Origin of the sequence: Cycloclasticus sp. (assembly GCA_040743155.1) — a bacterium.
Classification (GTDB): Bacteria; Pseudomonadota; Gammaproteobacteria; order Methylococcales; family Cycloclasticaceae; genus Cycloclasticus.
On sequence record JBFLJU010000001.1, the window covers coordinates 372,298 to 397,067 of the forward strand.

Genomic DNA, 24,770 nt, shown 5'->3' on the forward strand with positions numbered 1-24,770 from the left:
GTATTTTTAAAAATTAAAGAAAAATTATATCAAACATTAACAGCAAATTGTGCGGCGCAACTTTGGCCGCGGCATTTTAAACGAGCTTAACGTTGGGTATTAAAATTAAGCTGAACTGTTAAGGCTTAGTAACTGCGTTGAATGGAAAATAAAGCGAGTTGTTCCATCGCTTGCTTGTAATTGCTATCGGGAATATTACTTAAGGCATCAATGGCTTTTTGGGCTTCTTGGTCAGCGAGCTGTGCCGTGTAGTCTAAAGAACCTGTTGACTTAATGATGGCCAGAATATCAAGGTATGCATCACGGTTGCCATTTTTAATGGTCTCCTTAATGAACTTGGACTGTTCTGCCGTTCCGTGCGCCATGGCGTGAATTAAGGGGAGAGTCGGTTTGCCTTCCGCCAAATCATCTCCGAGATTTTTACCGAGCTCTGCTACGTCTGCGGTGTAATCGAGCATGTCATCCATAATTTGGAAGGCATTGCCTAAGTGAAGGCCATAGGTGGAGAGCGCTTTTTCAGTTTCCTCATCTTTGTTTGCCAATACAGCACCTAGTCGGGTGCCGGCTTCAAAAAGTTTTGCCGTTTTTCGTCGAATAACTTCAAGGTATTGTGCTTCACTGGTGTCTGGGTTGTTGATGTTGAGGAGCTGTAATACCTCGCCTTCAGCAATGGCGTTCGTGGCGTGGGACAAAATATCCATTACGCGCATATTGTTGACGCCAACCATCATTTCAAATGAACGTGAATACAAGAAATCACCCACTAGAACGCTAGCGGCATTGCCCCATATGGCATTCGCAGTCTCATCGCCACGCCGCATGTCTGATTCGTCAACAACATCGTCGTGTAATAAGGTGGCGGTGTGAATAAATTCAATAACAGCGGCCAGTGTTGTGTGGTCTTTTCCTTCATAGCCTAATGCGCACGCCGATAATGCAACTAGCATGGGTCTTAGGCGCTTGCCACCACTATTAACAATGTGAAAACCAATTTGATTGATTAGCACGACGTCTGAATTTAACTCTTGTAAAATCTCTTTATCAACTTGAGCCATGATGGGCGACATCAGCTGCTGAATTGTTTTAAAGTCTATTGGTTGTGATGCTGCTGATGAATTTGTGCTGCTCATGTGGCGGTAATGTGAAGTAAAATGAATTAATGGAGTATGATAACAAGGATTCATGCTTTTTAAGAAAAAGCTTTTCTATGTTTATTTGGGATTGACCAAATGCGCGCTAAAGGATAAAATTCGCCTCTTTTTTAAAACCACCCACAAACTAGGGAGTCTCTAGACAATGTACGCGGTAATTCAAACAGGCGGTAAACAATATAAGGTCGCCGAGGGTGATTTCCTTAAGATCGAAAAATTAGACGTTGAAGAAGGTAGCGAAGTTACTTTTGAATCAGTTCTATTGGTGAATGGTGAAGCGGGCCTTAAGGTTGGCACACCTAATATTGATGGGGCAACGGTTACAGCAACTGTGAAATCTCAAGGGCGTCACAAAAAAATACATATCATTAAATTCAAACGTAGAAAACACCATATGAAGAAAATGGGTCATCGTCAGTATTACACTGAAGTACTCATTACTGGTATTTCTGCGGCTTAATCAACAAAGGACAGATTCATGGCACATAAGAAAGCAGGCGGTAGTACTAAGAACGGTCGCGATTCCGAGTCGAAGCGGCTTGGCGTTAAGCGTTATGGCGGTCAAAGTGTTCTAGCGGGTAATATTTTAGTTCGCCAAAGAGGCACACGTTTCCATGCAGGCGAAAATGTAGGTATGGGTAAAGATCACACCTTATTTGCGACTGAAGAAGGCAAGGTGGTTTTTGAAGTTAAAGGCCCGAAGCGTAGAAAGTATATTCGTATCGAAACTGTTTAATGTAAAAAACAGTGCGCTGCGGTGATAACGGCAGGTACGTATTTTAAAAAACCCTGTCTTTGACAGGGTTTTTTATTGCTTCAAAAGACCGGTAGGCTTTGAACGACTAAATTAACATAAAGATAGTGAGAAAGAGCACATGAAATTCGTAGATGAAGCGAGTGTTAGAGTTGAAGCTGGTAATGGCGGAAAGGGTCATGTCAGTTTCAGACGCGAAAAATATATTCCCTTTGGTGGTCCAGATGGTGGCGACGGTGGCGACGGTGGGAGTGTTTACCTCGAAGGTGCGGAAGCTTTAAATACGTTAATTGATATGCGCTTTAATCGACTTTTAAGAGCCGAGCACGGTCAACGAGGTCAAAGCAGAGATTGTACTGGCAGAGGAGGTAAAGATTTGATCGTACAAGTACCTCTCGGTACGATTGTTTATGATGATGGAACCGATGAGCTGATTGGTGATGTTACCGCGGAGGGGCAAAGGTTACTCGTGGCATCAGGCGGATTTCACGGGCTAGGAAATGCGCGTTATAAAAGCAGTACTAATAGAGCGCCTAGGCAATTCTCGCCGGGCTCAGAGGGTGAGCAACGTGTTTTAAGGCTCGAACTAAAAGTGTTGGCAGATGTTGGCACATTAGGTCTACCTAACGCCGGCAAGTCTAGCCTGATTCGAGCAGTCTCATCGGCTCAGCCTAAAGTTGCGAATTACCCTTTTACAACACTGCATCCAAGTTTGGGCGTTGTGCGCGCGGATGAGTTACGCAGCTTTGTTATTGCAGATATCCCGGGCATTATTCAAGGGGCTGCTGATGGCGCGGGTTTAGGTAATTTATTTTTACGTCACTTATCACGCAATAATTTATTGCTTCATGTGGTTGATGTAGAGCCATATGAATCTGACATTGATCCGGTTAAAGCGGCCAAATCGGCGATTGAAGAAATAGAAAAATGGGGCGGCGGTTTGGCTGAAAAACCCCGTTGGTTGGTTTTGAATAAAATAGACCTGCTGCCAGAGGATGAGGTGGATAATTATTGTCAGATGATTGTCGATGAACTGAAATGGCAAGGGCCGTTGTTTAAAATCTCTGCGATAAGAAAGGTAGGCACGAACAAGTTAGTCCATGCGATTATGGATTATCTAGAAGAGCAAAAAAAGCTTGAATTAGAAGCAGAAAAAAAACCTGAAGGACATAGTTAGTTCACTGGTATGAAGTCAAGAGCGGATTTAAAACGGGCGAAATGTTGTGTCATCAAGATTGGTAGTGCGGTCCTGACAGACAACGGCCAAGGGTTAAATCGTGTGGCTATTGATAATTGGGTGGCGCAAATTAGTGAGTTAAAGTCACGTGGTATTGCTGTGATTGTCGTCTCATCAGGGTCTGTTGCTGAAGGGATGGTGAGGCTGGGTTGGTCTGAACGCCCTCACGCGCTGCAAGAGCTTCAAGCGGCGGCTTCGGTTGGGCAAATGGGGTTAATTCAAGCGTATGAGCGAAGTTTTCAGGAACAAGGGTTTAAAACCGCTCAAGTTTTACTAACGCACGATGACTTGGCCAATAGAAAACGCTATTTAAACGCACGTGCAACAATCAAAACGTTGTTGGCTTTATCGGTTGTTCCTATTATTAATGAAAACGACGTGGTGGCGAACGAGGAATTACGTGTAGGTGATAATGATACCTTGGCCGCTATTATCGCTAACTTAATGAGTGCTGACTTGTTAATGATTTTAACGGATCAAGACGGTTTTTTTGACAGTGATCCAAGGGTGAACCCTGCGGCGACGTTAATAGACTACGCAAGCGTGAACGATGAAACCTTAGACTCAGCTGCCAGTGGTGGTTCAGGTAGTCTCGGACGTGGAGGGATGCAGACGAAATTAACCGCAGCGCGAATAGCATCGCGTTCTGGGACGGCTACCATTATTGCGCCGGGTTTAAAGCAGCGTGTTATTTTGGACGTTATCGACGGTGAATCGGTTGGGACGTTGCTAATACCAGACGATGCGCCTGTTTCAGCTCGTAAGCGTTGGCTAACGGCGCACTTGGATATAAAAGGTCAGGTGGTAATAGATAACGGCGCAGCTCAGGCGATTAAAAAGTCTGGCGTTAGTTTGTTGCCGATTGGTGTCGTAGCCGTTAGCGGCGATTTTGATAGGGGTGAGTTAGTCGCTTGCGTTAACCAGAACGGTAAAGAGCTTGCGCGAGGTTTGGTGAATTACAGTTCAGCCGATATTGATATTATTAAACAGAATAAAAGTACTGAGATTGAACAGTTAATTGGTTTTGTAGGTGAATCTGAAATTATTCACCGAGATAACTTAGTATTGCTTTGAGCTTAGAAAATTAGGGCAATAAAAAGCCGACCATAAGGTCGGCTTTTTTAGATCTTGCAGAAAATTATGCTTGTTTTAACTTTACGACTCGAGCATTAAGGCGGCTTTTTAAACGAGCTGCTTTGTTTCTGTGGATTAAACCTTTGGTGACAGCGCCATCAATATAAGGCACGGCTTCTTTATAAGCGGTTTCACTTGCTTCAGCATTGCCATCATCAGCACTATAAATAACACGTTTAATTTTTGTACGTAATCGAGTACGAGCTGCCATGTTAGTCTGACGGTTTTTTTCTGCTTGTTTGGCGCGTTTTAACGCTTGTGCACTGTTAGCCAAGGTAAATCCTCTATTGATGTAAAAAAGATTTGGCATTTTGCTGAAATATTTAAGATTTGTCAAGCCTGAGAGACGTTTACATTGCTAATAATACATAAACGCAAGGATTTTAATGAATACTTAAATCTAAGCGCGCTTAAATCAACCATTCGACCCTAGTTTTTTTATCGTGCGGCGATGATTAAGCAACGCTTCTTAAATCTAAGGTGTGTTGCCTAGCGTATCGTCTTATAATGAACCCGAGTTAATCAATCAAACCAACCCTCTGTGAGGGTAAAAAGAAACTTAATACACAGGGGTGAAGACGCTGAGTAAAACGCTAATAAAATCGACAGCTATTGTTGGTAGCATGACGATGGTTTCGCGTGTCTTAGGATTTATTCGCGATATTGTTATTGCGCGTTATTTTGGTGCGGGTGAAGGTACCGATGCTTTTTTTGTGGCGTTTAAAATCCCTAACTTTATGCGACGTTTGTTTGCAGAAGGTGCTTTTTCACAAGCATTTGTGCCGGTGTTGTCAGAATATAAAGAAAGCCAGTCAACCGAGGCGTTAAAAGAACTGATTGGCAAAACAGCGGGTACGCTGGCGACCGTGTTGTTCTTTATAACATTACTTGGCGTCATTGGTGCACCGATTTTAATTTATCTATTCGCGCCAGGCTTTGCATCAGAAGGCTCGCGTCATGATTTGGCGGTGGAAATGCTGCGGCTCACCTTCCCGTACTTGTTTTTCATTTCCTTAACAGCAATGGCGGGCGGGGTGCTAAACACCTTCGGTAAATTTGCTATCCCAGCGATAACACCAGTGTTGTTAAACCTATCATTCTTAGCGGCGGTTTTTTGGTTGTCCCCTTTGTTGGATGAACCGATTATGGCGCTGGCTTGGGGTGTTTTATTTGCGGGAATAGCTCAGTTGGTGTTTCAATTCCCATTCTTGAAAAAACTGGGCTTAATGCCACGGTTGAGTTTTAGTCGTGATCATGCGGGTGTAAAAAAAATCATGAACTTGATGTTGCCGGCGTTATTTGGCGTGTCGGTCACGCAAATTAACTTATTGGTTGATACCTTGTTGGCATCATTTTTAGTGACCGGTAGCGTATCTTGGCTTTATTTTTCAGATAGGTTGGTGGAGTTCCCTCTAGGTATTTTTGGCATTGCTCTGGCAACCGCTATTCTGCCAAACTTATCTAAAAGCTATGCCGCTGGTAAAACCGACGATTTTTCAGCGAGTTTAGATTCTGGCTTGCGTTGGGTGGTTCTGTTAGGGTTACCGGCCGCCGCAGGGTTATTCTTTTTGGCACAACCGATGTTGGCGACGCTGTTTCAATACGATGCTTTTAGCACGAGCGATGTGGATAGTGCTTCGCTCAGCCTGATGGCCTATGCGGTTGGCTTGCCGGCATTTATATTGGTTAAAGTGCTAGTGCCGGGGTTTACCTCAAGGCAGGACATGAAAACGCCGGTAAGAATAGGTGTGATAGCGGTGGTTTCAAATATGCTGATGAGTGTGACGTTAGTGTTCTTTTTTCAACACGCGGGTTTAGCCTTGGCGACTTCGTTGGCGGCTTTTTTAAATGCCGGTCTGTTGTATAGAGCCTTACTTAAAGAGGGTATATTTAAACCGCAACAAGGCTGGGCGAGTTTTATTGTAAAAGTGCTGTTTGCAAACCTCATCGTTGGCGTTATTTATTTTTATGACTATTCGTTGATGCAGTGGTACGAATGGGGTGCATTTGATAGGGCACTGCATTTAACACTTGAAATATTATCGGTGGCTACTTTGTATGTCGCGAGCATCTTGTTGCTCGGTATTCGGCCACGACATTTGTTGTTTAAAGGTTAAGAAAACACATGAAGTTAATTAGATATTTACCTGATGAAGCCGTTTTTCCTAATGGATGCGCACTAACCATTGGCAACTTTGATGGTGTTCATGCCGGCCACCGTATGGTGTTGGCTGAGTTAATGAACCAAGCGGCGGCATCGGGTTTACAGGCCGTTGTGATGTGTTTTGAACCACAACCGATTGAATATTTTAGGGCAGATGCTGCGCCAGCAAGAATTTCAACAGCACGAGATAAAATAGAACAATTATCGGCGGTGGGTGTCGATGCGCTTTACCTCGTACGTTTCAATGCTGCACTGGCGAATATGTCAGCCGAGCAATTTGTGCAAATGCTCGTTCAGCAGCTCAATATTAAAAAACTGATTGTTGGGGATGATTTTTGTTTTGGTAAGAACCGGCAGGGTAACTTTGACTACTTAACCGTTGCCGGCGAAAAATTCGGTTTCTCCGTACAACGATCTAATTCATTTAAGATAGAAAATGAGCGTGTCAGCAGCACCTTAATTCGTCATGCCTTTGAAAAAGGCCAGTTAGAAAAAGCCGCGATATATCTAGATCGACGTTACAACATGTCAGGTCGTGTTATACATGGTCAGAAAAGGGGGCGAGAGCTAGGTTTTCCTACGGCGAATATTCGTGTCAAGAATAGAAAAACTCCGCTTCAGGGGGTTTTTGCCGTTACAATAAGGCTTGAATCTGGCTTGTTATATAAAGGGGTCGCTAATGTTGGTACGCGACCTTCTATTGAAGACGTAACTGCTGTTCTATTAGAGGCGCATTTGTTTGAATTCTCAGGCAATTTATATGGTCAACGCGTCGTCGTTACTTTTGCAAAAAAGCTTCGAGATGAGAAAAAATTTGAGAACTTAGAACAGCTAACACAGCAAATTTTAATAGATTCTGCACAAGCCAAAAAACACTTTAATCAGACATAAACACCCTAAGAGCACGATGGATTACAAAACTACACTGAACTTGCCGAAAACGAGCTTTCCAATGAAGGCGAACCTTGCTAACCGTGAACCCGCCGTGTTGAAGCGTTGGCAAGAAATGGGTTTATATCAGAAAATTCGCGATAAATTTGCAGGTTGCCCACCATTTGTTCTGCACGATGGTCCTCCGTATGCGAATGGGCCCATTCATATTGGCCATGCGGTTAACAAAGTGCTGAAAGATATGATAATTAAGAGTAAAACCTTGCAGGGTTTTGATTCGCCTTATGTGCCAGGCTGGGATTGTCATGGTCTGCCGATCGAATTAATGGTCGAGAAGAAAATTGGTAAGGCGGGTGTTAAGGTGTCGGCGTCTGAATTCCGTAAGGCGTGTCGAACGTATGCGACAAAGCAAGTGGCGATGCAAAAAGAAGAGTTTGTTCGACTCGGCGTTTTTGGTGATTGGGAACGGCCTTACTTAAGCATGGACTTCCAATTTGAAGCGGACGTTGTTCGTTCATTGGGCCGTATTATTGAAAACGGCCATTTACACAAAGGTTCAAAGCCTGTGCACTGGTGTACGGATTGTGGCTCGGCGTTAGCTGAAGCCGAGGTTGAATACGAAGACAAACGTTCGCCGGCGATTGATGTGCGTTTTACAGTGAAAGATGAGACGACCTTTGTTGAACATTTTCACAGTAGCGATGGCTCACCTGGGCACGGCCCTATATCGGTGGTTATTTGGACCACAACACCATGGACGTTACCAGCAAACCAAGCGGTTTCTTTAAACCCTGAGTTTGACTACGTGATGGTGCAAAGCGGTGAAGAGCGTTTGGTTTTAGCCGAGAAGTTGCTTAAAGACACCATGCTACGTTATGGCGTTGATGATTATCGTGTTATCGCTTATTGCAAAGGCAGCGATTTAGATTATATGACGCTTCACCACCCGTTCTATGATCGCGTGGTGCCGATTATTGTGGGCCACCACGTGACCGCCGAAGCTGGCACAGGCGCTGTTCATACCGCGCCCGGTCATGGTCAAGATGATTACGTTATCGGTCAGCAATATAACCTGCCGGTGGACAACCCTGTTGGTGATAACGGTGTGTTCTTAGCGAGCACGCCATTGTTTGCTGGCAAGCATGTATTCAACGCGAATAATGATGTGATTGATGCTTTAAAAGAGCGTGGTGCGTTAGTGCACGAAGAAGCACTAAATCACAGCTATCCGCATTGTTGGCGGCATAAAACTCCCATTATCTTTAGAGCTACCCCGCAGTGGTTTATCTCAATGGATAAAAATAACTTACGCGATAAGGCACTAGCAGAAATCAAACGCGTGTCGTGGATACCAGAATGGGGCGAAGCGCGTATCAATAGCATGGTAGAGGGGCGCCCAGATTGGTGTATTTCTCGTCAACGTAACTGGGGCGTACCCATTGCGTTATTTGTGCATAAAGAGAGCGGTGAGTTGCACCCCAATACGGCCAGCTTGATAGAGCAGGTCGCTACCATGATTGAGAAATCGGGTATTGATGCATGGTTTGAATTAGAGTCGGCTGAATTGTTGGGTGATGAAGCGGCTGATTACACTAAAATTAATGATATTTTAGACGTTTGGTTTGATTCAGGTGTCACCCATTCATGTGTCTTAGAAAGGCGTGAACAACTGACATTCCCAGCGGCAATGTACCTTGAAGGCTCTGATCAACATCGTGGTTGGTTCCAGTCATCATTGTTAACATCGGTAGCGATGAATGGCTGTGCACCCTTTGAATCGGTGTTAACGCACGGTTTTACGGTTGATGCAAAAGGCATGAAAATGTCTAAATCACGAGGCAATGTGGTGGCGCCGCAAAAAGTGATTAAGTCATTGGGTGCAGATGTTTTACGCCTTTGGGTGTCGGCGAATGATTACACCGGTGAAATGACGGTCTCTGATGAGATCTTAAAACGTGCAGCGGATGTGTATCGTCGTTTAAGGAATACCGCGCGTTATTTATTGTCCAATCTAAATGATTTTGACCCGGCTAGCGATGCCTTATCTTTTGATCAGATGTTACCGCTAGACCGTTGGGCGATTGAAAAAACGCAGCAAGTACAAAAAGAGGTGCTGGATAATTATGACCAGTATCAATTCTTGCAAGTGCACCAAAAAATCCATCATTTTTGTTCGGTCGATATGGGTAGTTTTTATCTAGATGTGATTAAGGATCGTCAATACACATTGCAACAGAACAGTTTGGCAAGGCGTTCTTCTCAAACGGCGATGTTTCATATTGCCGAGGCATTTGTACGTTGGATTGCCCCCATCCTGAGCTACACGGCAGAAGAAATTTGGTTAGCGATGCCGGGTGAGCGAGAGGAGTCTGTATTTTTAGCAAGGGCGTATGACAGTTTCCCAGACTCAACTAGCAAGGAAATGGCTGAGTTAGAATTTTGGCAACCGATTATTGATACTCGAGAATTAGTGAGTAAAGAACTGGAGCGAGTTAGGGCGGAAGGACTTATTGGCTCTGCGCTTGATGCCGATGTAACTTTGTATTGTGACGGTGAACTTTTTGAACGGCTTTCGCAGTTAGAGGATGAGCTTCGCTTTATCTTGATTACGTCGTATGCGCAGGTCAAACCACTTTCAGAGAAAACCGAGCAAGCCAACGCAACAGAGAATAAAAACCTGTTTATTGACGTGCTGGCGAGCGGGCATGAAAAATGTGTGCGTTGTTGGCATCATCGCGAAGACGTTGGTCAGTCGGAAGCACACCCTGAATTGTGTGCTCGCTGCGAAGACAATGTTGACGGTGTGGGTGAGGTTAGGCAGTTCGCCTAAACAAATCAATGCTGAAGTGGCTGTGGCTTTCGTTAGTCGTTATTGTGTTTGATCAGGCGAGCAAGTTTTGGGTTGTAAGTCATTTTGAACTCTATGAATCGTTGAGGTTATTGCCCTCTTTGAACCTAACGTATGTCCGTAATACGGGTGCTGCCTTTAGTTTTTTAAGCTCGGCAGGCGGTTGGCAACGTTGGTTTTTTGTTGTGATCGCGCTTGTTGCCACGCTGGTTCTAAGCATTTGGTTGGCGCGATTAAAATCATCTGAACGTTGGATGGCTGTTACCTTATCGTTGATTTTAGGCGGCGCCGTGGGTAATTTGTATGACCGTATTTCATACGCCTATGTCATTGATTTTATAGATGTATATTATAAAACTTGGCACTGGCCGGTGTTCAATGTCGCGGACTCTGCTATTTCAGTTGGGGTTGTGATGATGTTGATTGACATTTTTAGAGCTAAGGATTCAAGCCTCGCCGAGTAGGCGTCTAAACCTTTCCCAATCAAAGCTCTCACCGGGGTCTGTTTTTCGTCCAGGTGCAACATCACTGTGGCCGACAATGGACTCGGCTGAAAGGGTTTTGTAGTGCTCAAATAAAGCCTTACAACAGCATGCCAGTTCAACATACTGTTCATCTGTGTATGGAATATAATCGGTACCTTCTAACTCAATGCCGATAGAAAAATCGTTACAGTTTTCTTGGCCTTTATAACTGGATAACCCTGCGTGCCAAGCACGTTCATGGAAAGGGACGTATTGCGTAATGCTCCCATCACGCCGAATTAATAAATGTGAAGAGACCTCGAGTCCGCATATTTTCTGAAAGTATGGATGTTGATTAGGGTCTAATCGATTTAGAAAAAAATCATCAATCCAGCCCTCACCAAATTGCTCTGGAGGCAAGCTGATTCCGTGAACAATAATGAGTCGAATGTCAGAGGGATTCGGGCGGCTATTTTTATTGGGTGAGGCGATGAAGTTGGCAGCGCTCAGTAAGCCTTGTTGAATTGATGTTGAAGAAGCGTGGGTCATATAAAAATGGGTGGCTGTTCCAATCTGTGCTCTAGTGCACAACTTTATCAGTGAGCTGACTATACTCTAAACATCAAAGTACATGAATCGATTCTTTAAGTTATGGAAAATGCAAAATCAACCGTCGTCCCTATTCGTCAAACTAGCGAGAAAGCTAAGAGCGGAGCCAAGTCAGTTGATAAAAGCAGTATTCTGAATGCATCGTCTAGTTTGTTGAAAAGTTATTTACAAAAAGCGATTGCAACACATGTAGAGAAAATTGAGCAACAGATGTTTGCCGCTGATAGTGAAAAGGTGGCGTCAGCCGCTAGTGATATTCAGGTGTTTCAAAAAGTCTCTAAATATTTGTCATCCTTGTATATCGATAGCATTATTAAAAACATCTCAAGCTTCTCGGGGGATGCAAACCGTCACGCAGGGTCGAGTTTTTATTCGTCAAAAGAAGTAGAGGACTGGTCAGGACTTGAGCTACTCGCAACGGATGAAATTGAAAACCAGTTATTACTCGATGGCTATATTGCGTCATGTGAAAACCGACTTTCAGAAGTGCTTTATGCCTTACAGCGTAGGGTTGAATTTATTTCGACAGCCAAAGAACTGAGGTCCCGTAAAAATCCGTTTGGCCCCGCCGTGTTAATGAATACGTATGTTGAACTGATTAAGGGTGAATCATTTTCAAAAGAGGCACGCAAAGTTTTGTGCGAATCCTTTTCACAGTCGCTTTTTGCAGACCTAGGTGATGTGCTTGAAGAGATCAACGAACTCTTTATTCAAGCGAATATCCTTTCGACATTACCAAAGCCCAAAGTTAAGAACGCTAATGCAGCGATAAAGAAGGAAACAAAATCATTTGTTAATGAGAAAGTAGCTCGTGTTTTATCAGAGCAGTCTCAAGTAGTAACGCCTATGAAGGAACATGCGGCACCAATGCCTATGATGGGCGAGGCAGTGGAAATTGCCCCTGAGTTATATAACGGCTTGGTTGAAATGGCGCAAGCGTATCGCTCTAAAGCTGGTGACAATGTGGTGTCTGATGGCTTAGTGGTTGCCGGTCAACAACTACCTACAGCTGAACTTATCGATACCTTAACTAACTTGCAAAAAGAAAGCGCTGTTGGCGGTGTGGATATAAAAGAAAGTGTTCGCCTGCAAATTGGTTCAAGAGTTCAAGTCGATGGGCAGCGTCAGCCGTATGCGGAACAAGACGAGACATTGATTGACGTGGTGGCGATGTTTTTTGATGTCATTTTACAAGACAGGCATCTGCCTGATGCGGTGCGAGCAATGATTGGCCAACTGCAGATACCTATTTTAAAAGTGGCGATGATTGATAAAGAGTTTTTTGCAAGGAAGAGCCACCCAGCTAGAAAGTTTTTGAACTCTCTGTCACAGGCTGGCTTAGGCGTGAGTGAAAAGAACCGCCAAGTCAAAAGTGCTGTCTTTGAAAAAATGGAAGAGTTAGTGGCACGTGTGTTAATGGACTTTGTTGACGACGTGGAGATATTTGCAGAACTGTTTGAAGAGTTTGACATCTTCATGGAGCAACAGCAGCGCCAAATTGATCTGATTGAAGAGCGCTCTCGTAAGGTAACAAAAAGTAGCGAGCAGTTAGAATTAACTAAACGTCAAGCTGCTTATGAAATTGCCCTAAGATTAAATGGCAAAGCAATACCCGAGTTTGTGCAGTTATTTTTGGACGAAGCGTGGAAAGACGTACTGGTGTTAGCCTTGTTGAGACGCGAACGGGAACCGGCCGAAACGCAGCAATGTATTGAAGTGATCGAGCGCTTAGTGACCAGCGTTATTAAACCGAATGATGCTGCAGTTAGAAATGAGGTCATCAATGGTTTGGCACGGTTACTCAAAGATATTAAGGTTGGGTTGGAGAATATTTCATACGACTTCCATGAGTCCGCCCCATTTTTTAAGGAGTTAGAGTCTAGGCATAAGCATTTGTTGGCAGTGGGCTTGAGTGAAAGTGACGCTCCTGCTCTTGATGAAGAAGTGGTGTTAGTCGAGTTTGATGATGTTATATGCGCTAGCCCTGAGGATGACTTGTTACAAGAGCTCGAAAGTGAAATAGCACAAATGCCGGATGATAAATTCAGCAAACGCGCGAATAACATGGAAGTGGGTGATTGGGTTGAGTATAACAGTGCGGAGGGCACTGCGTTGCGTGCTAAATTATCGTGGAAAAGCAGCGTTACGATGCAATGTTTGTTCGTCAATGAACTTGGCGCGAAAGCAATGGATATCAGTCTGGCTGATTTTTCAGAAGAGTTAAGACAAAAACGGATGACATTGCTTGGGCATGAAAAAGTACCATTAGTGGAGAGGGTGCTGATGGGTATGAAAAAATTAATGACGCCTGACGGTGTTGAGCCAAGTTTGGCATAACGTTTTTATCACCACTAAAATGTGTGATAATAAAGAGCCTCCACTGGGAGGTTTTTTTGTTTTTAAGAGTAAGTGTATTTCATGGTTGACCCAAAAATAATAGACGAAGACGTAACTCGTTTTCTTGCAGAAGATGTCGGAACAGGTGATTTAACAGCTCTGGTTATTCCAGAGGGGAAATTGGCTAAAGCGACGATTGTCACTCGAGAGGCCATGTTGGTTTGCGGCCAAGCATGGCTCAATGCAGTTTTTAAAAAACTCGATGCCGGTATTGTCATTGATTGGCAACACGAAGAAGGCCAGCAAGCGTTTGCTGGCGATGTTTTGTGTTATCTGTCGGGTTCCGCCCGCGCCTTATTAACGGGTGAGCGTGCAGCGTTAAATATGCTTCAAACATTATCTGCTACAGCCTCACTTGCAAACCAGTTTGCTAAGGCAGTAGATGGCACTCAAACGGTCGTGTTGGACACACGTAAAACTATCCCAGGTCTACGATTAGCGCAAAAGTATGCGGTGCGATGTGGTGGAGCATCTAATCATCGTGTGGGCTTATATGACGGTATTTTAATCAAAGAAAACCATATTATGGCAGCGGGTTCTATAGCTAACGCGGTTGCTGCGGCTCGGTTAGCGAGTGATACGGTGGCGGTTGAAGTGGAAGTCGAAAGTATTGATGAAGTAAAGCTAGCACTTGAGGCGAAGGCTGATATCTTATTATTAGATAACTTCACGCTGGATCAATTAAGCGAGGCGGTTGAACTAAATAATGGTGTAGCAAAACTCGAGGCGTCAGGCAATGTGAGTTTATCGACGATACGCGACATTGCGAAAACTGGAGTGGACTTTGTGTCAGTGGGCGCGTTGACGAAAAATATTCAAGCGGTCGATCTATCCATGCGTGTAGACCTCGAAGCCTAATCTATTCTCCTACTCTAACAGCTAATACGTCGCAGCTGACACCGTGCATAATAGCATTGGCGGTTGAGCCTAGTAATAATGCGAGTCCATGTCGCCCATGGCTCCCCATCACGATCAGGTCACAAGGTATCTTTTCACTTAATTGATGGATCTGCTCGGAGGGGCGACCAAACTCGATGAGCAGGTTTTCCTCTGGAAGACTGATAGACGCGGCTAACTTTCTTAGTTTAGTGTTTGCCGTGGCTTCAATTTCATCTTGAAGAGGCAATATGTCCGTTGCAATACTGCCATCAAAGGCTAAGTATGAGGACTCTATAAGGGGTTCAATAATATGAATGATTGATAATTTGGCCTGATTTTGTTGGGCTATTTGGTGCGCTTTATTTAAAATCAAAGCTGATTGTTCACCAAGGTCAAGAGCAACAAGAATATGTCGATAATTCATCATAATGCGTCCATAAATTCATATGTTGTGTTACTAAGGATACGAGCTTATCCGCTTGTTTGGCAAGCCTTTTTCATTAATTTATTGGGAATACTTTGTCGGGGTTTAAGAGGTTTCCTGGGTCAAACTGGGCTTTAATTTTTTTCATAATGCTAATAGCAGTAGGGTCTAATTCTAAACTTATATAGTCACGTTTTTCGAGGCCGATACCGTGCTCACCTGAGAGGCTGCCGTTAAGGGCTATCACCAATTCAAATACATCCGCTAAACACGCTTTTGCTGTCTCAAGTTGCCCAAGTTGAACCAAGAGGTTGACGTGAATATTGCCATTTCCAGCATGACCAAAATTAACGATGGGTGTTTGATATTGTTTGGACAATGCTTGAAGCCCGTTGATTAGCGCTGGAATGTTACTGACAGGGACTACAACGTCTTCATTGATTTTTTTCGGGGCTATTTTTCGTAAAGAAAGAGACAGCGCTTTTCTGGTCGACCAAAGTTGTTTAATTTGCTTGGGCGTGTTCGCAATATGGATAAGGCCATCAACGGATGCGCTGGCAGCGACTTTCTCTGCTACTGCATCTAGCTCAAATTGATCGCCATCCACCTCAATCATTAACAAGGCTTGTGCATTCTCGGACAAATCGAGCTGGGCATTCTCCTTAACAAGGGAAAGGGCCGTGCCGTACATAAACTCTAACGCGCAAGGTGTAATGGGTTGCGCCATAATGCTGGCAATTGTCGCCGCCGCAGCCTCTAAAGAATTGTAAGTGGCTTGAAGTGTTCGTTTGCCTTCCGCCAAGGATGTTAACTTCAGTGTGGCTTGAGTGATAATCGCCAAGGTTCCTTCTGAACCAATAATAAGCCGGGTAATGTCGTACCCAACTATGCTTTTACTTGTGTAAGCGCCTGTTTTAAGGGTTTTTCCGTCTCCAGTGACAGAGGTTGGGGCCTAATGTGTTTTCACGGGGTGTGCCGTATTTAACGGCGCGGGGGATGGCAGAATTGTATGCGAGGTTGCCGCCAACCGTACAAATAGCAGAACTAGTGGGGTCCGGGCGGCCAAAAGAATCCGTATTGGCAGCGGCTTGTTGAATGGCCTGATTAGTGACGCCAGGCTCGACCACCATCAGACGGTTATCTGAGTCAATTTTAATGATGTTGGCCATTTGTTCAGTAGACAAAACAATCGCCTTGTCGGAGGGCACGCTCGCGCCCGTTGTGCCGGTGCCGCGCGCAGTAATGGCGACATGGTGAGCCTTACATAATGTAAATGTATCGTCTATTTGCTGGTGTGTGGTAGGAAAACCAACGGCAAGAGGTTCTTTGTGTCGACGGCTATTGTCGTAGCGATAACTCCAGCAATCGGTAGGGTCTGACAATAGCGATTCTTCGGGATATTTTTTTTAGTTGAGGCAAAAAGTCGTTAGGGTCGCCGTGCATTAGCCAATAATTTCGAATAACTTAACAACTCGCTGTACACCGCCAACGCGTCGGACGGTTTCAATGACTGGGTTCACTTCGTGTTGTCTTAGTATGCCGAGTAAATAAACCACGCCGTTTTCGCTAACCACTTTGACTCGTGTCGGGTCAAAATCTTTTATGTCGTTAAGCTTAAGTAAAGCTATTTTGGTTTTGCTGGTGATTAGGCTGTCACTGCTTCTAGCAACGAGCGAGCTTGGTGCGGCTAATATGATTTCATTGTGTACTTGGCGAACTTTGGTTATCTGGCGCAATCGGTTGCTGATGTCACTGCGTAAACCTTCAGTTGGTGCTTCGCCGGTGAGTAGCAGTACGCCATTGTAGCAAGTGGCATTTACATGGGTGTTAATGCGGATTTTATCTACGCCATATAAGATATTGAGCGCCTTTAGCTCTATGGTTTGGTCATCAATGACCGTGCCAGCGGTTCTTCTATCGTGGATGACCGCAACACCCGTTGTTGCCGTTCCAACAGCGACTGCAGCGCAGCCAGATAGCAAAATAGTGCAAAGTAATAAGGCAAACAGGGGGGCTTTCTTTAATAACATGAAAATTTATCCGAATAATTGAAAATCGATGAGGTCACACAGACAGTGAGTGATCACTAAGTGTACTTCTTGGATACGAGCGGTTGAATTTGAGGGGACTCTTAATTCAATATCATGTTCATTTAACAGCGACTGAGCGGCAATGCTGCCACCATCTTTACCGCTGACAACAATGGCTATCATTTCTCGGTCATGGGCCGCTTTGATGGCGGTGACGACATTGCCAGAGTTTCCACTGGTTGTGTATGCCAATAAAATATCGCCGGCTTGACCGAGCGCGCGTATTTGTTTGGAAAACACTTCCTCATATGAATAGTCGTTAGCAATGGAGGTGATGGTTGATGTGTCCGTGCTCAGTGCGATAGCCGGTAGGCTAGGCCGTTCACGCTCATAGCGATTAAGCATCTCGGATGAGAAGTGTTGAGCATCGCCAGCAGAGCCCCCATTACCGCAAGTTAATACTTTGCCGTTGTTAAGGAGACTTTGAACAATGGTTTGAGCAGCTAATTCAATCGAGTCTGGCAAACACTCTAAAGCGTCATGTTTTGTTTGAATGCTATCGGTGAAATGCTGATAGATTCTTTCTTGTAAACTCATGTTAAAACTCATCAAATGCGTTGGAGATCCATTGTATCTCATGCTGGCTAGCGGAGGGCGAAATTGCAATCACATCAAAACGAAAGGTTTGTTGGCTAGACTCATTTGCGATGTAATGTTGGGCGCATTTTATAAGTTTAGATTGCTTGCGGCGGTCAATCGAAAACAATGCGCCACCAAAGCGTGTTGAAGAACGAAACCGAACTTCGACAAAAACGATGTGCTCTTGATCTTTCATCACCAAGTCGATTTCACCTAAGCGACTACGGTAGTTTCTTTGGATGAGTGTTAAGCCCTTTTGCTGTAAGAATTTTAGTGCGAGGTCTTCACCTTGCTGCCCCAGCGTGTTGGATTGACTCATTACAACGGTGAAGTGTTGGGTTGTTTAAGCTCCTGGCTGCTGGCATCTGCGGGTAGCATATTGAGTGCTCTTTCAAGGTGGGGTGCAAGCCCTAGCGATTTAATACTGCCGCGTTTGAACCGACCGCAACTTAGCTGACGGCTAATGACGTTGCTATTATTCACCGCAAGAATGCCTGTTTTTCCTTTGAGGCGAGCAAAATCATTAGACTGTAAGCGCTCTAAGTGAGGGATAAGCTGATAGGCATCATAACCAAACGCGAGTAATCGACGGTGTAAGCCACGCGCGTTTGGCCAAAGTTTTAGCGCCTTGTTGAGCTGATCATCGAGCTCATTATTAGGTTCGATAAGCCAAGGCATATCACAGAAAAAAGTACCGTCTAAATCACGATTGGCAACCTTATTAAGCTCGCCTTCATAAATCTTTGATGTGCTAAAAACGGTAACATTCGCAGCGCGATGAAAACGCAATTGCGGTTTGATTAGGCGACCCTCTCGCGGCGCGGCTAATAGAAAAATAAAGTCGGCATCGTGTCGACGCCGTTCTTCAAATTCAATATTTAAGTTGAGGCGTTGGCGAAGTTGCTTAAACCGATGAATACTATTATCTATTTGTAATAGGTTTTTAATGGGAGCAGAGTAATCAGCTTGCTTAAGGGGGTATGTCTGTACGCCAAGAATGTCGCCACCTAGTTGCTGCCAGAGGGTTGAGAAGTGGCGCGCTAAACGCTCTCCACTGCGTGATTGGGGTGCTAGGATTAAAGCTTTTTCATGCCCTTTTAACCAAGCGAGGCTTAATACTTGGGTGATATCTTCTTCGGGCGATAATGAAAATTCATAATAGTTATGACTGTGGTGGTTACCATTTTTATTGAGCCCTATAACCGGGATAGCCAATTCATTTAACGCGGTTATTTTGGCAATATTGGCTTTGTCTAATGGGCCGATAATGACGTTAATACCATCGTTAATAGCTTGTTGGTATAGCGTTTCGATAGAGGCAGCGGAGGTATCGTAAAACGTTATATTTAAAGGCCAGCTATTAGCCATTGAATACGCAGCAGCGGTGATGCCTTTTCTAATGCTCTGAGCGGCCGTTGCAAAAGGCCCTTGGCTAGGTAAAAACACGCCAACTTTATCGGGCGTTTTGAAATCAATTTGAGCCTGTTCAGCAAGGCTGTAAAGAAAGGCGCCATTGGCTGTATGCGATGGGTGTTGCTCTTTCCATACATCGACAACTGAGCTGTTGGCGTTAAAAATCACTTGCTGTTTGAATATAAGTGCAAGGTCAATCCAGCCAGCCATATTGTTGTCAGCCGTGGGACGTAAGAAAGTTAGAGCTTGTTCAGACAGCAAGGATAAGACTTCAAGTAATTCTGCTTGGTTGTTAAGTTTTTCATCGGACTGATTCAGTAGAGCGTCTAATAAAACACGCTCTCGCGCACTTTCAATTAAATTGCCCGATTGGAAAAAAGCAGAGCTACTCAGCGTATGTAAATGAATACGTTGCTGAGTGGCTAAGTTGCTTTCATCGATGCTCATCAGGAGTTGAATGGCATTCTCGGCCTTACCTTGGTTTAACAGGGCGCTGGCGAGTTGTAATTTGCTGTTAGCAGACAGTTGTGATGAACGGTCTAATAAAACGCTAATGAGTAAATCGGCGTTGGCTAAATCGTTGGCCTTTAAATAAGCATCAATGGCAGAGATGAAATGTTGGTTTTTTAAGGGCGCGTTGCTGCCGTTGGCTAGTTGTACAAACAGTTGTGCAGCAACCGCGAACCGCTGCTGAGATAAAGCTTCTTGGGCTTGTACTGCCAATGGGTTAGACTGTTCAACCCTTGTGGTTTCTGAAGGTTGAATGTTGGCGCAATTTGATAAAGCCATTGCGACTAATAGGATAAAGAACAGCCTTAAAGGCGCGATGAAATTTTTTTTGTAATAACTCATAAATGAACGATTTAAATCGGAAAATTAAAAAATGATCAACTCGGTGTTTAGTATCTTTTTCGAGGTCGGCGATGTCAAATGATAAAGCTGAATTAAGTAGGGGGGGTGTCTCTTCGGCTTCAACGAAACTGTACAGCAATGAGCGTAAAGGCGTACTTTTTATAGTCGCGACACCGATTGGCAATTTAGCTGATATTAGCCTGCGCGCCCTAGAGGTGCTAAAGCAGGTTGATCTTATTGCCGCTGAAGATACCCGTAATAGCAAGGTATTGTTGAATCATCATTCAATTCAAACAGCGATGACGGCGTACCATGAACACAACGAAGACAGTAAAAGTAAGTTTCTACTGGAGAAATTGAGCGCCGGTGAATCGATCGCGTTAATATCCGACGCAGGTACGCCACTGATTAACGACCCCGGTTATTCCCTAGTTGAGAAAGTGAAACAAGCGGGCTTTAGCGTGATACCTATTCCCGGTGCCTGCGCGATTATTACTGCACTAAGCGCGTCAGGTATTGCAACAGACCGCTTTAGTTTTGAAGGCTTTTTGCCAAGAACATCCGGCGCGCGAAAAGCGGTATTCGAAGCGTATCAAAAACGTCAAGGCACACTGGTTTTTTATGAATCGAGTCACCGTATCGCAAAATGTATGGACGACGTGGTCGCTGTGTACGAACCCATGCATAAAATGTCGATAGCAAGAGAGCTGACGAAAACCTACGAAACAATTGTCACCGGTACGGTGGAAGAGGTGTACCAGCGAGTACTAGCTGATGCGAATATGCAGCGCGGTGAATTTGTTGTCTTGATTGAAGGTTTCGATAAAAAGAAACACGCAAATGACGGTCTATCAGACGACGATATCACTATCTTAAAAACCCTGATGAGCGAATGCTCCGTTAAAACAGCGGTGAAACTCGCGGTGCAGCTGACAGGACAATCAAAAAAAGAGTTATATAAAACAGCGTTAACATTAAACAATGATAGTGATATGAAAGGCTGATTTAAAAGTCGACACGAACTTTTATACCTAGAGACCTGGGCTTATTGGGAACCCCCGCATTCATGGTTGGCAGGATGGAACGATAATATTCATTATTGGTCAGGTTTTTAGCAAATAGATAAACGCTTAGCTGTTGACCGTGATAGCCAAGTTGCATACTTAGGTTGGAGTAGCTGTCTTCTTTAAAACTATTTGAATTAGCATCGTCAAAATAAATTTTGTCACTCCATTGCCATTCGGTTCTAATGAAATAGCCTGTTTGATGTTTGTATTGTGCCGCTACCGTTAGGTTCTTTTCTGGAATGAAGGGGGGGCTGTGCCCTTTTGACGTAGAGTTTTTAAATTTATTAAAACGGATGTGGGTATAACCAAAACCGCCTTCTACTTTCAATCCAGGTAACAACTCTGCACTTGCTTCTATTTCCATTCCTTGTGAGGTTGTTTTTGCAACATTAATGATCGTGTAATCCATTAGTGTTACTTCTTTTTCAAGCTGGTAGTCGTCAATTTTGTAATAAAAGAAAGCGACATTAGTTTGTATACGATTTTCTGCCCAATTTAATTTAAAGCCTATTTCACTAGCCCACATGGTTTCACTGTCAAACTCAGACATCAAGGGGTTTACTGCTAAGACGGAGAATCCCCCAGGTTTAAAGGCTAAACCTGTCGACGAATAGAGTAAAAAATCATCTGAAAGCAAATAATCGATACTGATTTTTGGGCTGATATGAAAAGAGTGTCGTTTTTTTTGATAACGGGTCGTTATACTGATGCCTCTGTCTACTTGTTGATAGGCATAATCCAGCCGCAAGCCGGTATGAATGCGTAACCTGTCTGACACGTTATAACTTAGGTTGGTGAATGCTGCCGTGTCACTTTTTTTAACTTGGCTATCTAAGAGGATGTCGGGTAAGCCAAAGGGTTTCAAAGCCCTTTTGCCGTGGTTGTCATCAATGGAGCCAAAAAGCCCAACAACCCAATCAAGATTTGAGTAACTCCCGCTAATTCGAAACTCTTGATTCCATTGAATTTGCTCTTGTTTCCCTTCTACGCTAGTTATGGCTAACGGGCTAAGGTCAGTATCAACAAAATAGTCATCGAGTTGCCATTTCCTACGAGAGGTTGCTGATAAAAAGCGGAAGGCACTGTTTTGGTAAATGACTTTAAAAGCCGTTGTATTAGAGTGATGTTCTGATACGCCATTTTGGTTGGATTCAATGGTCAATGGATCGTTGCTTGCTAAAGAGGAAATTAGCGGCGTATTATCATTAAAGTCATCTCTATTAATCGTAAGGCTAATATCCCACGCCTTCGATGGTATCCATATCAGTGATGCATGCCCGCTCATACGTTGCTTCTCATCGGCTGGCTTGTTTAAAAAACGATTATATAAATAGCCATCAGTTTGGGAGAATGCCCCGCCGATATTAAAAAACAATTCATTGGCTATCAGTGAGCCGCTACTGTAACCATCTACACCCCAACTGTTAAAACTTGAATATTCAGAAGACATCGCTGATTTTGTCTGATTGCTTGGTTTTTTTGTTTTGATTGAAACAACGCCACCATAACTATTTTTACCAAATAGAGCGCCTTGCGGACCTCGATAAACATCGATGCTTTTTGCGTTATGTATTCTGCTAGCAAAACTAAACACATCACTATATGGGATATCATCTATATAAAAAATAACCGACGGTGGGCTGTATAACGGTGTATTACCTAAACCTCTCACAGTTACGACGCTGTTAAGTGAGCCCATTCCAAGGTCTAAAAAATTAAAGTTCGGGGTTTTTGAGCTAATGCTTTGCATTGAGTTAATATCTTGCTCTTTAATGTCTTGAGCCGTAAAAGATCGACTACTGTACGGGGCATCCTTGAATGGGTATTCAGTATTAACCGAGTGATTAACAACGAGGTCTTTTAATTGTATGCTGCTAATGGGTGAATTTTCAGCCAATACACCGCTAGAAAAAACAGTTAATATCAATAAGGATTTTTTTATTCTCAGGCACATTTAATAGCTATTGAATAAACAAAATATACACTTTTCTGAGCAACGCAAACTTGAGTCATTTGGTACTTTTAATATTTTGGTTTTCTATATCAGAGTAGAAACGCGGTATAGATTTCCTTACCTTTTCAGGAACAATACTGCAACCATGAAGGTTATAGAATAAATTAACGGGGCCTTTCAATAGGTTTTCTCTATGTTTTTCATGATGAAAAAGTCGAGCCCCAATGTGGTATATAACCTCTAGCAAATACCTTGCAAACTCTACAGGAAGTTGCTTTGATGTTTCAATGTATGCTGGGCTAAATACTTCTCGGTCACCGGCTAAAAACATGATTCCCAAAGCAATTTTTTTATGCTCTTCAGGCTCCATCTTGATAATATAGGCCGCTAAGTTTCGTACCTGCTCATGCTCACCTAATGATAGGTAGGCAATGCATTTCATTGTCTGCAATAAAATGTACATAGTGTCACCTTCTTTAGACATTTCTATGCTTTTTTCATAGTATGAAATCCCTTCATATATATCACCTTGGAGCACTTTTATACGGCCAATAACCAGGTAGCATGCTGCATAGCTGGGCCCAAGATCCAAAGCTCGATATGCCAAGAGTTCCCCTAAATCATGGTGGCCTTGCCCATATAACCGTTCGGCTGCAGCGGATAAATAAAGCGCATCATTCTGTACGTATGGCAGATGCTTTAGCACCAATACCTCAATCTCTTTTTCCCTAGTCTCTAAATGATTTAAGTTACCGGTATACATTTGAATGTGTAGGTTGGTTGCTAATAAGATAGCGGCATAGTGATCTTGAGGGTTTAACCGTAAACATTCTCTTAACTTTTTTTCGACCTCACTAAAATCATCTAATCCAGGTTCAAACAACATAGACGCTTTATATAAACCAACAACTAGAGAGTCACTAGAAGCCTTGATTTGCTCATTTTCACGAAATATCTGTTTGTTCCAGATTTTTTCTTTAATTTTTTCTACCAGTATGCAAATTGAGTTATTGCTACCACTTTTTTGCTGGAGAGGGAGGGTGTGAAGAATACTATCAAAAACTTGCCCCGTTTTTTGGTTGAGTGTTACAAGAGAGCATGTCCATATATCTTTGAGCATCAAAAAACTAAGCTCCAACGTGTAATGCAATTGATATCTAGTGATATTTTCGGTTTTTTCTGCGCCAATTAGTTCAACACGGTGCTCGGAGCCTAAGCTTTCTCTTAACAAGAACTTGAGGTCATTGACGAATTTTTGGCCTATTTTGTTTTTTTCATCTATTTTCTCAAGTCCATAAATAGGGCCAATAGAAAAGTAAATTCCTTGCTCTATTTTTGGTTTTTGTTCATTTCTTTTAGCAATCCATATGTAACCTTCGCCATATTGAGTTGCAATAAATAAAGGGTTGCCAGCAGAGTCTCCTAATTTTCGTCGTAAGCGGCTAATTAGATAATCAATATTTCGATCAAAGCTAGTCTTATCAATTCCTACAACAAAGTCCAATAACATGGAACGGCTTAGTAATTTCCCAGGGCGAGAGGCGAAGTTTGTTAATAATGCACGCTCGTACTTAGTAAATTTGATTTTTTTATTATTTTTAGTTGTCGCAAAAATAAAATTATTATCAAAAATCAGATCGCCATAATACATTTCTTCCATGTGCTTAAGACCAAAGTGGTTTTCCTTAACGGTTCACTTTAATGATAACTAAAAGCATTAAATATTCCTATTAAAATAACTAAATCACATATTTCTGCAACATTCTTTGGATACATTTACACCTAATTAGTGTTGCTGAAAACATTATAAGTTTTGAAGTAAGTTAACCCGGATGACTGGCTTAATTAGGGATTATTAAAAGC

General features: G+C 43.3%; 23 protein-coding genes. 11 read left to right on the top strand and 12 right to left on the bottom strand.

Features of this window, described 5'->3' with window-relative positions:
- Positions 1 to 125 precede the first annotated feature (125 nt).
- Entirely contained in the window at positions 126 to 1,130 is a 1,005-nt protein-coding gene (ispB, locus tag AB1Y31_01900; GenBank protein ID MEW4981919.1) for an octaprenyl diphosphate synthase, read from the bottom strand.
- 166 nt (positions 1,131 to 1,296) lie between these two features.
- Here ispB and rplU point away from each other — a divergent pair, with 166 nt between their 5' ends.
- The 4 genes from rplU (at position 1,297) to proB (ending at position 4,216) form a co-directional block, all read left to right on the top strand.
- Positions 1,297 to 1,611 (top strand): 50S ribosomal protein L21, encoded by a 315-nt coding sequence (gene rplU / locus AB1Y31_01905; GenBank protein MEW4981920.1) that lies wholly within the window; start codon positions 1,297 to 1,299, stop codon positions 1,609 to 1,611.
- A gap of 18 nt (positions 1,612 to 1,629) precedes the next feature.
- The gene (gene rpmA / locus AB1Y31_01910; GenBank protein ID MEW4981921.1) at positions 1,630 to 1,887 is read left to right on the top strand and encodes a 50S ribosomal protein L27; all 258 of its coding nucleotides are present in this window, start codon (positions 1,630 to 1,632) and stop codon (positions 1,885 to 1,887) included.
- Between the two features lie 139 nt (positions 1,888 to 2,026).
- The gene (gene cgtA, locus AB1Y31_01915) at positions 2,027 to 3,082 is read left to right on the top strand and encodes an Obg family GTPase CgtA (protein MEW4981922.1); all 1,056 of its coding nucleotides are present in this window, start codon (positions 2,027 to 2,029) and stop codon (positions 3,080 to 3,082) included.
- Positions 3,083 to 3,091: 9 nt separating this feature from the next.
- Positions 3,092 to 4,216, top strand: coding sequence for a glutamate 5-kinase (gene proB / locus AB1Y31_01920; protein MEW4981923.1), 1,125 nt, complete (start codon positions 3,092 to 3,094; stop codon positions 4,214 to 4,216).
- A gap of 64 nt (positions 4,217 to 4,280) precedes the next feature.
- On the opposite strand, the gene rpsT is transcribed toward proB, so the two are convergent.
- Positions 4,281 to 4,550, bottom strand: coding sequence for a 30S ribosomal protein S20 (gene rpsT / locus AB1Y31_01925; GenBank protein ID MEW4981924.1), 270 nt, complete (start codon positions 4,548 to 4,550; stop codon positions 4,281 to 4,283).
- A gap of 298 nt (positions 4,551 to 4,848) precedes the next feature.
- Here rpsT and murJ point away from each other — a divergent pair, with 298 nt between their 5' ends.
- Genes murJ through lspA form a run of 4 tightly spaced genes read left to right on the top strand, consistent with a single transcriptional unit; the run spans position 4,849 to position 10,643 of the window.
- The gene (gene murJ / locus AB1Y31_01930; protein MEW4981925.1) at positions 4,849 to 6,393 is read left to right on the top strand and encodes a murein biosynthesis integral membrane protein MurJ; all 1,545 of its coding nucleotides are present in this window, start codon (positions 4,849 to 4,851) and stop codon (positions 6,391 to 6,393) included.
- A gap of 8 nt (positions 6,394 to 6,401) precedes the next feature.
- Positions 6,402 to 7,331: a bifunctional riboflavin kinase/FAD synthetase gene (locus AB1Y31_01935; protein MEW4981926.1), complete on the top strand. Its 930-nt coding sequence runs from the start codon at positions 6,402 to 6,404 to the stop codon at positions 7,329 to 7,331.
- A 16-nt stretch (positions 7,332 to 7,347) separates the two neighbouring features.
- Positions 7,348 to 10,161, top strand: coding sequence for an isoleucine--tRNA ligase (gene ileS / locus AB1Y31_01940; GenBank protein MEW4981927.1), 2,814 nt, complete (start codon positions 7,348 to 7,350; stop codon positions 10,159 to 10,161).
- An 8-nt stretch (positions 10,162 to 10,169) separates the two neighbouring features.
- The gene (gene lspA, locus AB1Y31_01945; protein ID MEW4981928.1) at positions 10,170 to 10,643 is read left to right on the top strand and encodes a signal peptidase II; all 474 of its coding nucleotides are present in this window, start codon (positions 10,170 to 10,172) and stop codon (positions 10,641 to 10,643) included.
- On the opposite strand, the gene ampD is transcribed toward lspA, so the two are convergent.
- Positions 10,626 to 11,192 (bottom strand): 1,6-anhydro-N-acetylmuramyl-L-alanine amidase AmpD, encoded by a 567-nt coding sequence (ampD, locus tag AB1Y31_01950; GenBank protein MEW4981929.1) that lies wholly within the window; start codon positions 11,190 to 11,192, stop codon positions 10,626 to 10,628. The genes lspA and ampD overlap by 18 nt on opposite strands.
- Positions 11,193 to 11,294: 102 nt before the next feature.
- On the opposite strand from ampD, the gene AB1Y31_01955 reads away from it, so the two are divergent.
- Entirely contained in the window at positions 11,295 to 13,589 is a 2,295-nt protein-coding gene (locus AB1Y31_01955) for a DUF1631 family protein (GenBank protein ID MEW4981930.1), read from the top strand.
- Between the two features lie 81 nt (positions 13,590 to 13,670).
- Complete coding sequence (gene nadC, locus AB1Y31_01960) at positions 13,671 to 14,507, top strand: carboxylating nicotinate-nucleotide diphosphorylase (protein ID MEW4981931.1); 837 nt, start codon at positions 13,671 to 13,673, stop codon at positions 14,505 to 14,507.
- Between the two features lies 1 nt (position 14,508).
- Here nadC and AB1Y31_01965 read toward each other — a convergent pair whose 3' ends face one another.
- From AB1Y31_01965 to AB1Y31_01995, 7 genes are all read right to left on the bottom strand, one after another.
- On the bottom strand, positions 14,509 to 14,955 hold the full coding sequence (locus AB1Y31_01965) for a universal stress protein (GenBank protein MEW4981932.1): 447 nt from the start codon (positions 14,953 to 14,955) through the stop codon (positions 14,509 to 14,511).
- 73 nt (positions 14,956 to 15,028) lie between these two features.
- Positions 15,029 to 15,793 (bottom strand): FAD-linked oxidase C-terminal domain-containing protein, encoded by a 765-nt coding sequence (locus AB1Y31_01970; GenBank protein ID MEW4981933.1) that lies wholly within the window; start codon positions 15,791 to 15,793, stop codon positions 15,029 to 15,031.
- A 73-nt stretch (positions 15,794 to 15,866) separates the two neighbouring features.
- Complete coding sequence (locus AB1Y31_01975) at positions 15,867 to 16,334, bottom strand: FAD-binding oxidoreductase (GenBank protein ID MEW4981934.1); 468 nt, start codon at positions 16,332 to 16,334, stop codon at positions 15,867 to 15,869.
- A 60-nt stretch (positions 16,335 to 16,394) separates the two neighbouring features.
- The gene (locus tag AB1Y31_01980; GenBank protein MEW4981935.1) at positions 16,395 to 16,982 is read right to left on the bottom strand and encodes a BON domain-containing protein; all 588 of its coding nucleotides are present in this window, start codon (positions 16,980 to 16,982) and stop codon (positions 16,395 to 16,397) included.
- A gap of 6 nt (positions 16,983 to 16,988) precedes the next feature.
- Positions 16,989 to 17,579, bottom strand: a complete 591-nt coding sequence (locus AB1Y31_01985; protein ID MEW4981936.1) for a phosphoheptose isomerase — start codon at positions 17,577 to 17,579, stop codon at positions 16,989 to 16,991.
- Position 17,580: 1 nt separating this feature from the next.
- The gene (locus AB1Y31_01990; GenBank protein ID MEW4981937.1) at positions 17,581 to 17,940 is read right to left on the bottom strand and encodes a YraN family protein; all 360 of its coding nucleotides are present in this window, start codon (positions 17,938 to 17,940) and stop codon (positions 17,581 to 17,583) included.
- Positions 17,940 to 19,886, bottom strand: a complete 1,947-nt coding sequence (locus AB1Y31_01995) for a penicillin-binding protein activator (GenBank protein ID MEW4981938.1) — start codon at positions 19,884 to 19,886, stop codon at positions 17,940 to 17,942. The genes AB1Y31_01990 and AB1Y31_01995 overlap by 1 nt, the downstream gene beginning before the upstream one ends.
- 71 nt (positions 19,887 to 19,957) lie before the next feature.
- Between AB1Y31_01995 and rsmI the strand changes: the two genes are divergently transcribed.
- Entirely contained in the window at positions 19,958 to 20,890 is a 933-nt protein-coding gene (gene rsmI, locus AB1Y31_02000; GenBank protein ID MEW4981939.1) for a 16S rRNA (cytidine(1402)-2'-O)-methyltransferase, read from the top strand.
- Between the two features lies 1 nt (position 20,891).
- Here rsmI and AB1Y31_02005 read toward each other — a convergent pair whose 3' ends face one another.
- Positions 20,892 to 22,907: a TonB-dependent receptor gene (locus AB1Y31_02005; protein MEW4981940.1), complete on the bottom strand. Its 2,016-nt coding sequence runs from the start codon at positions 22,905 to 22,907 to the stop codon at positions 20,892 to 20,894.
- Between the two features lie 55 nt (positions 22,908 to 22,962).
- Entirely contained in the window at positions 22,963 to 24,567 is a 1,605-nt protein-coding gene (locus AB1Y31_02010; protein ID MEW4981941.1) for a winged helix-turn-helix domain-containing protein, read from the bottom strand.
- Between the last annotated feature and the right edge of the window lie 203 nt (positions 24,568 to 24,770).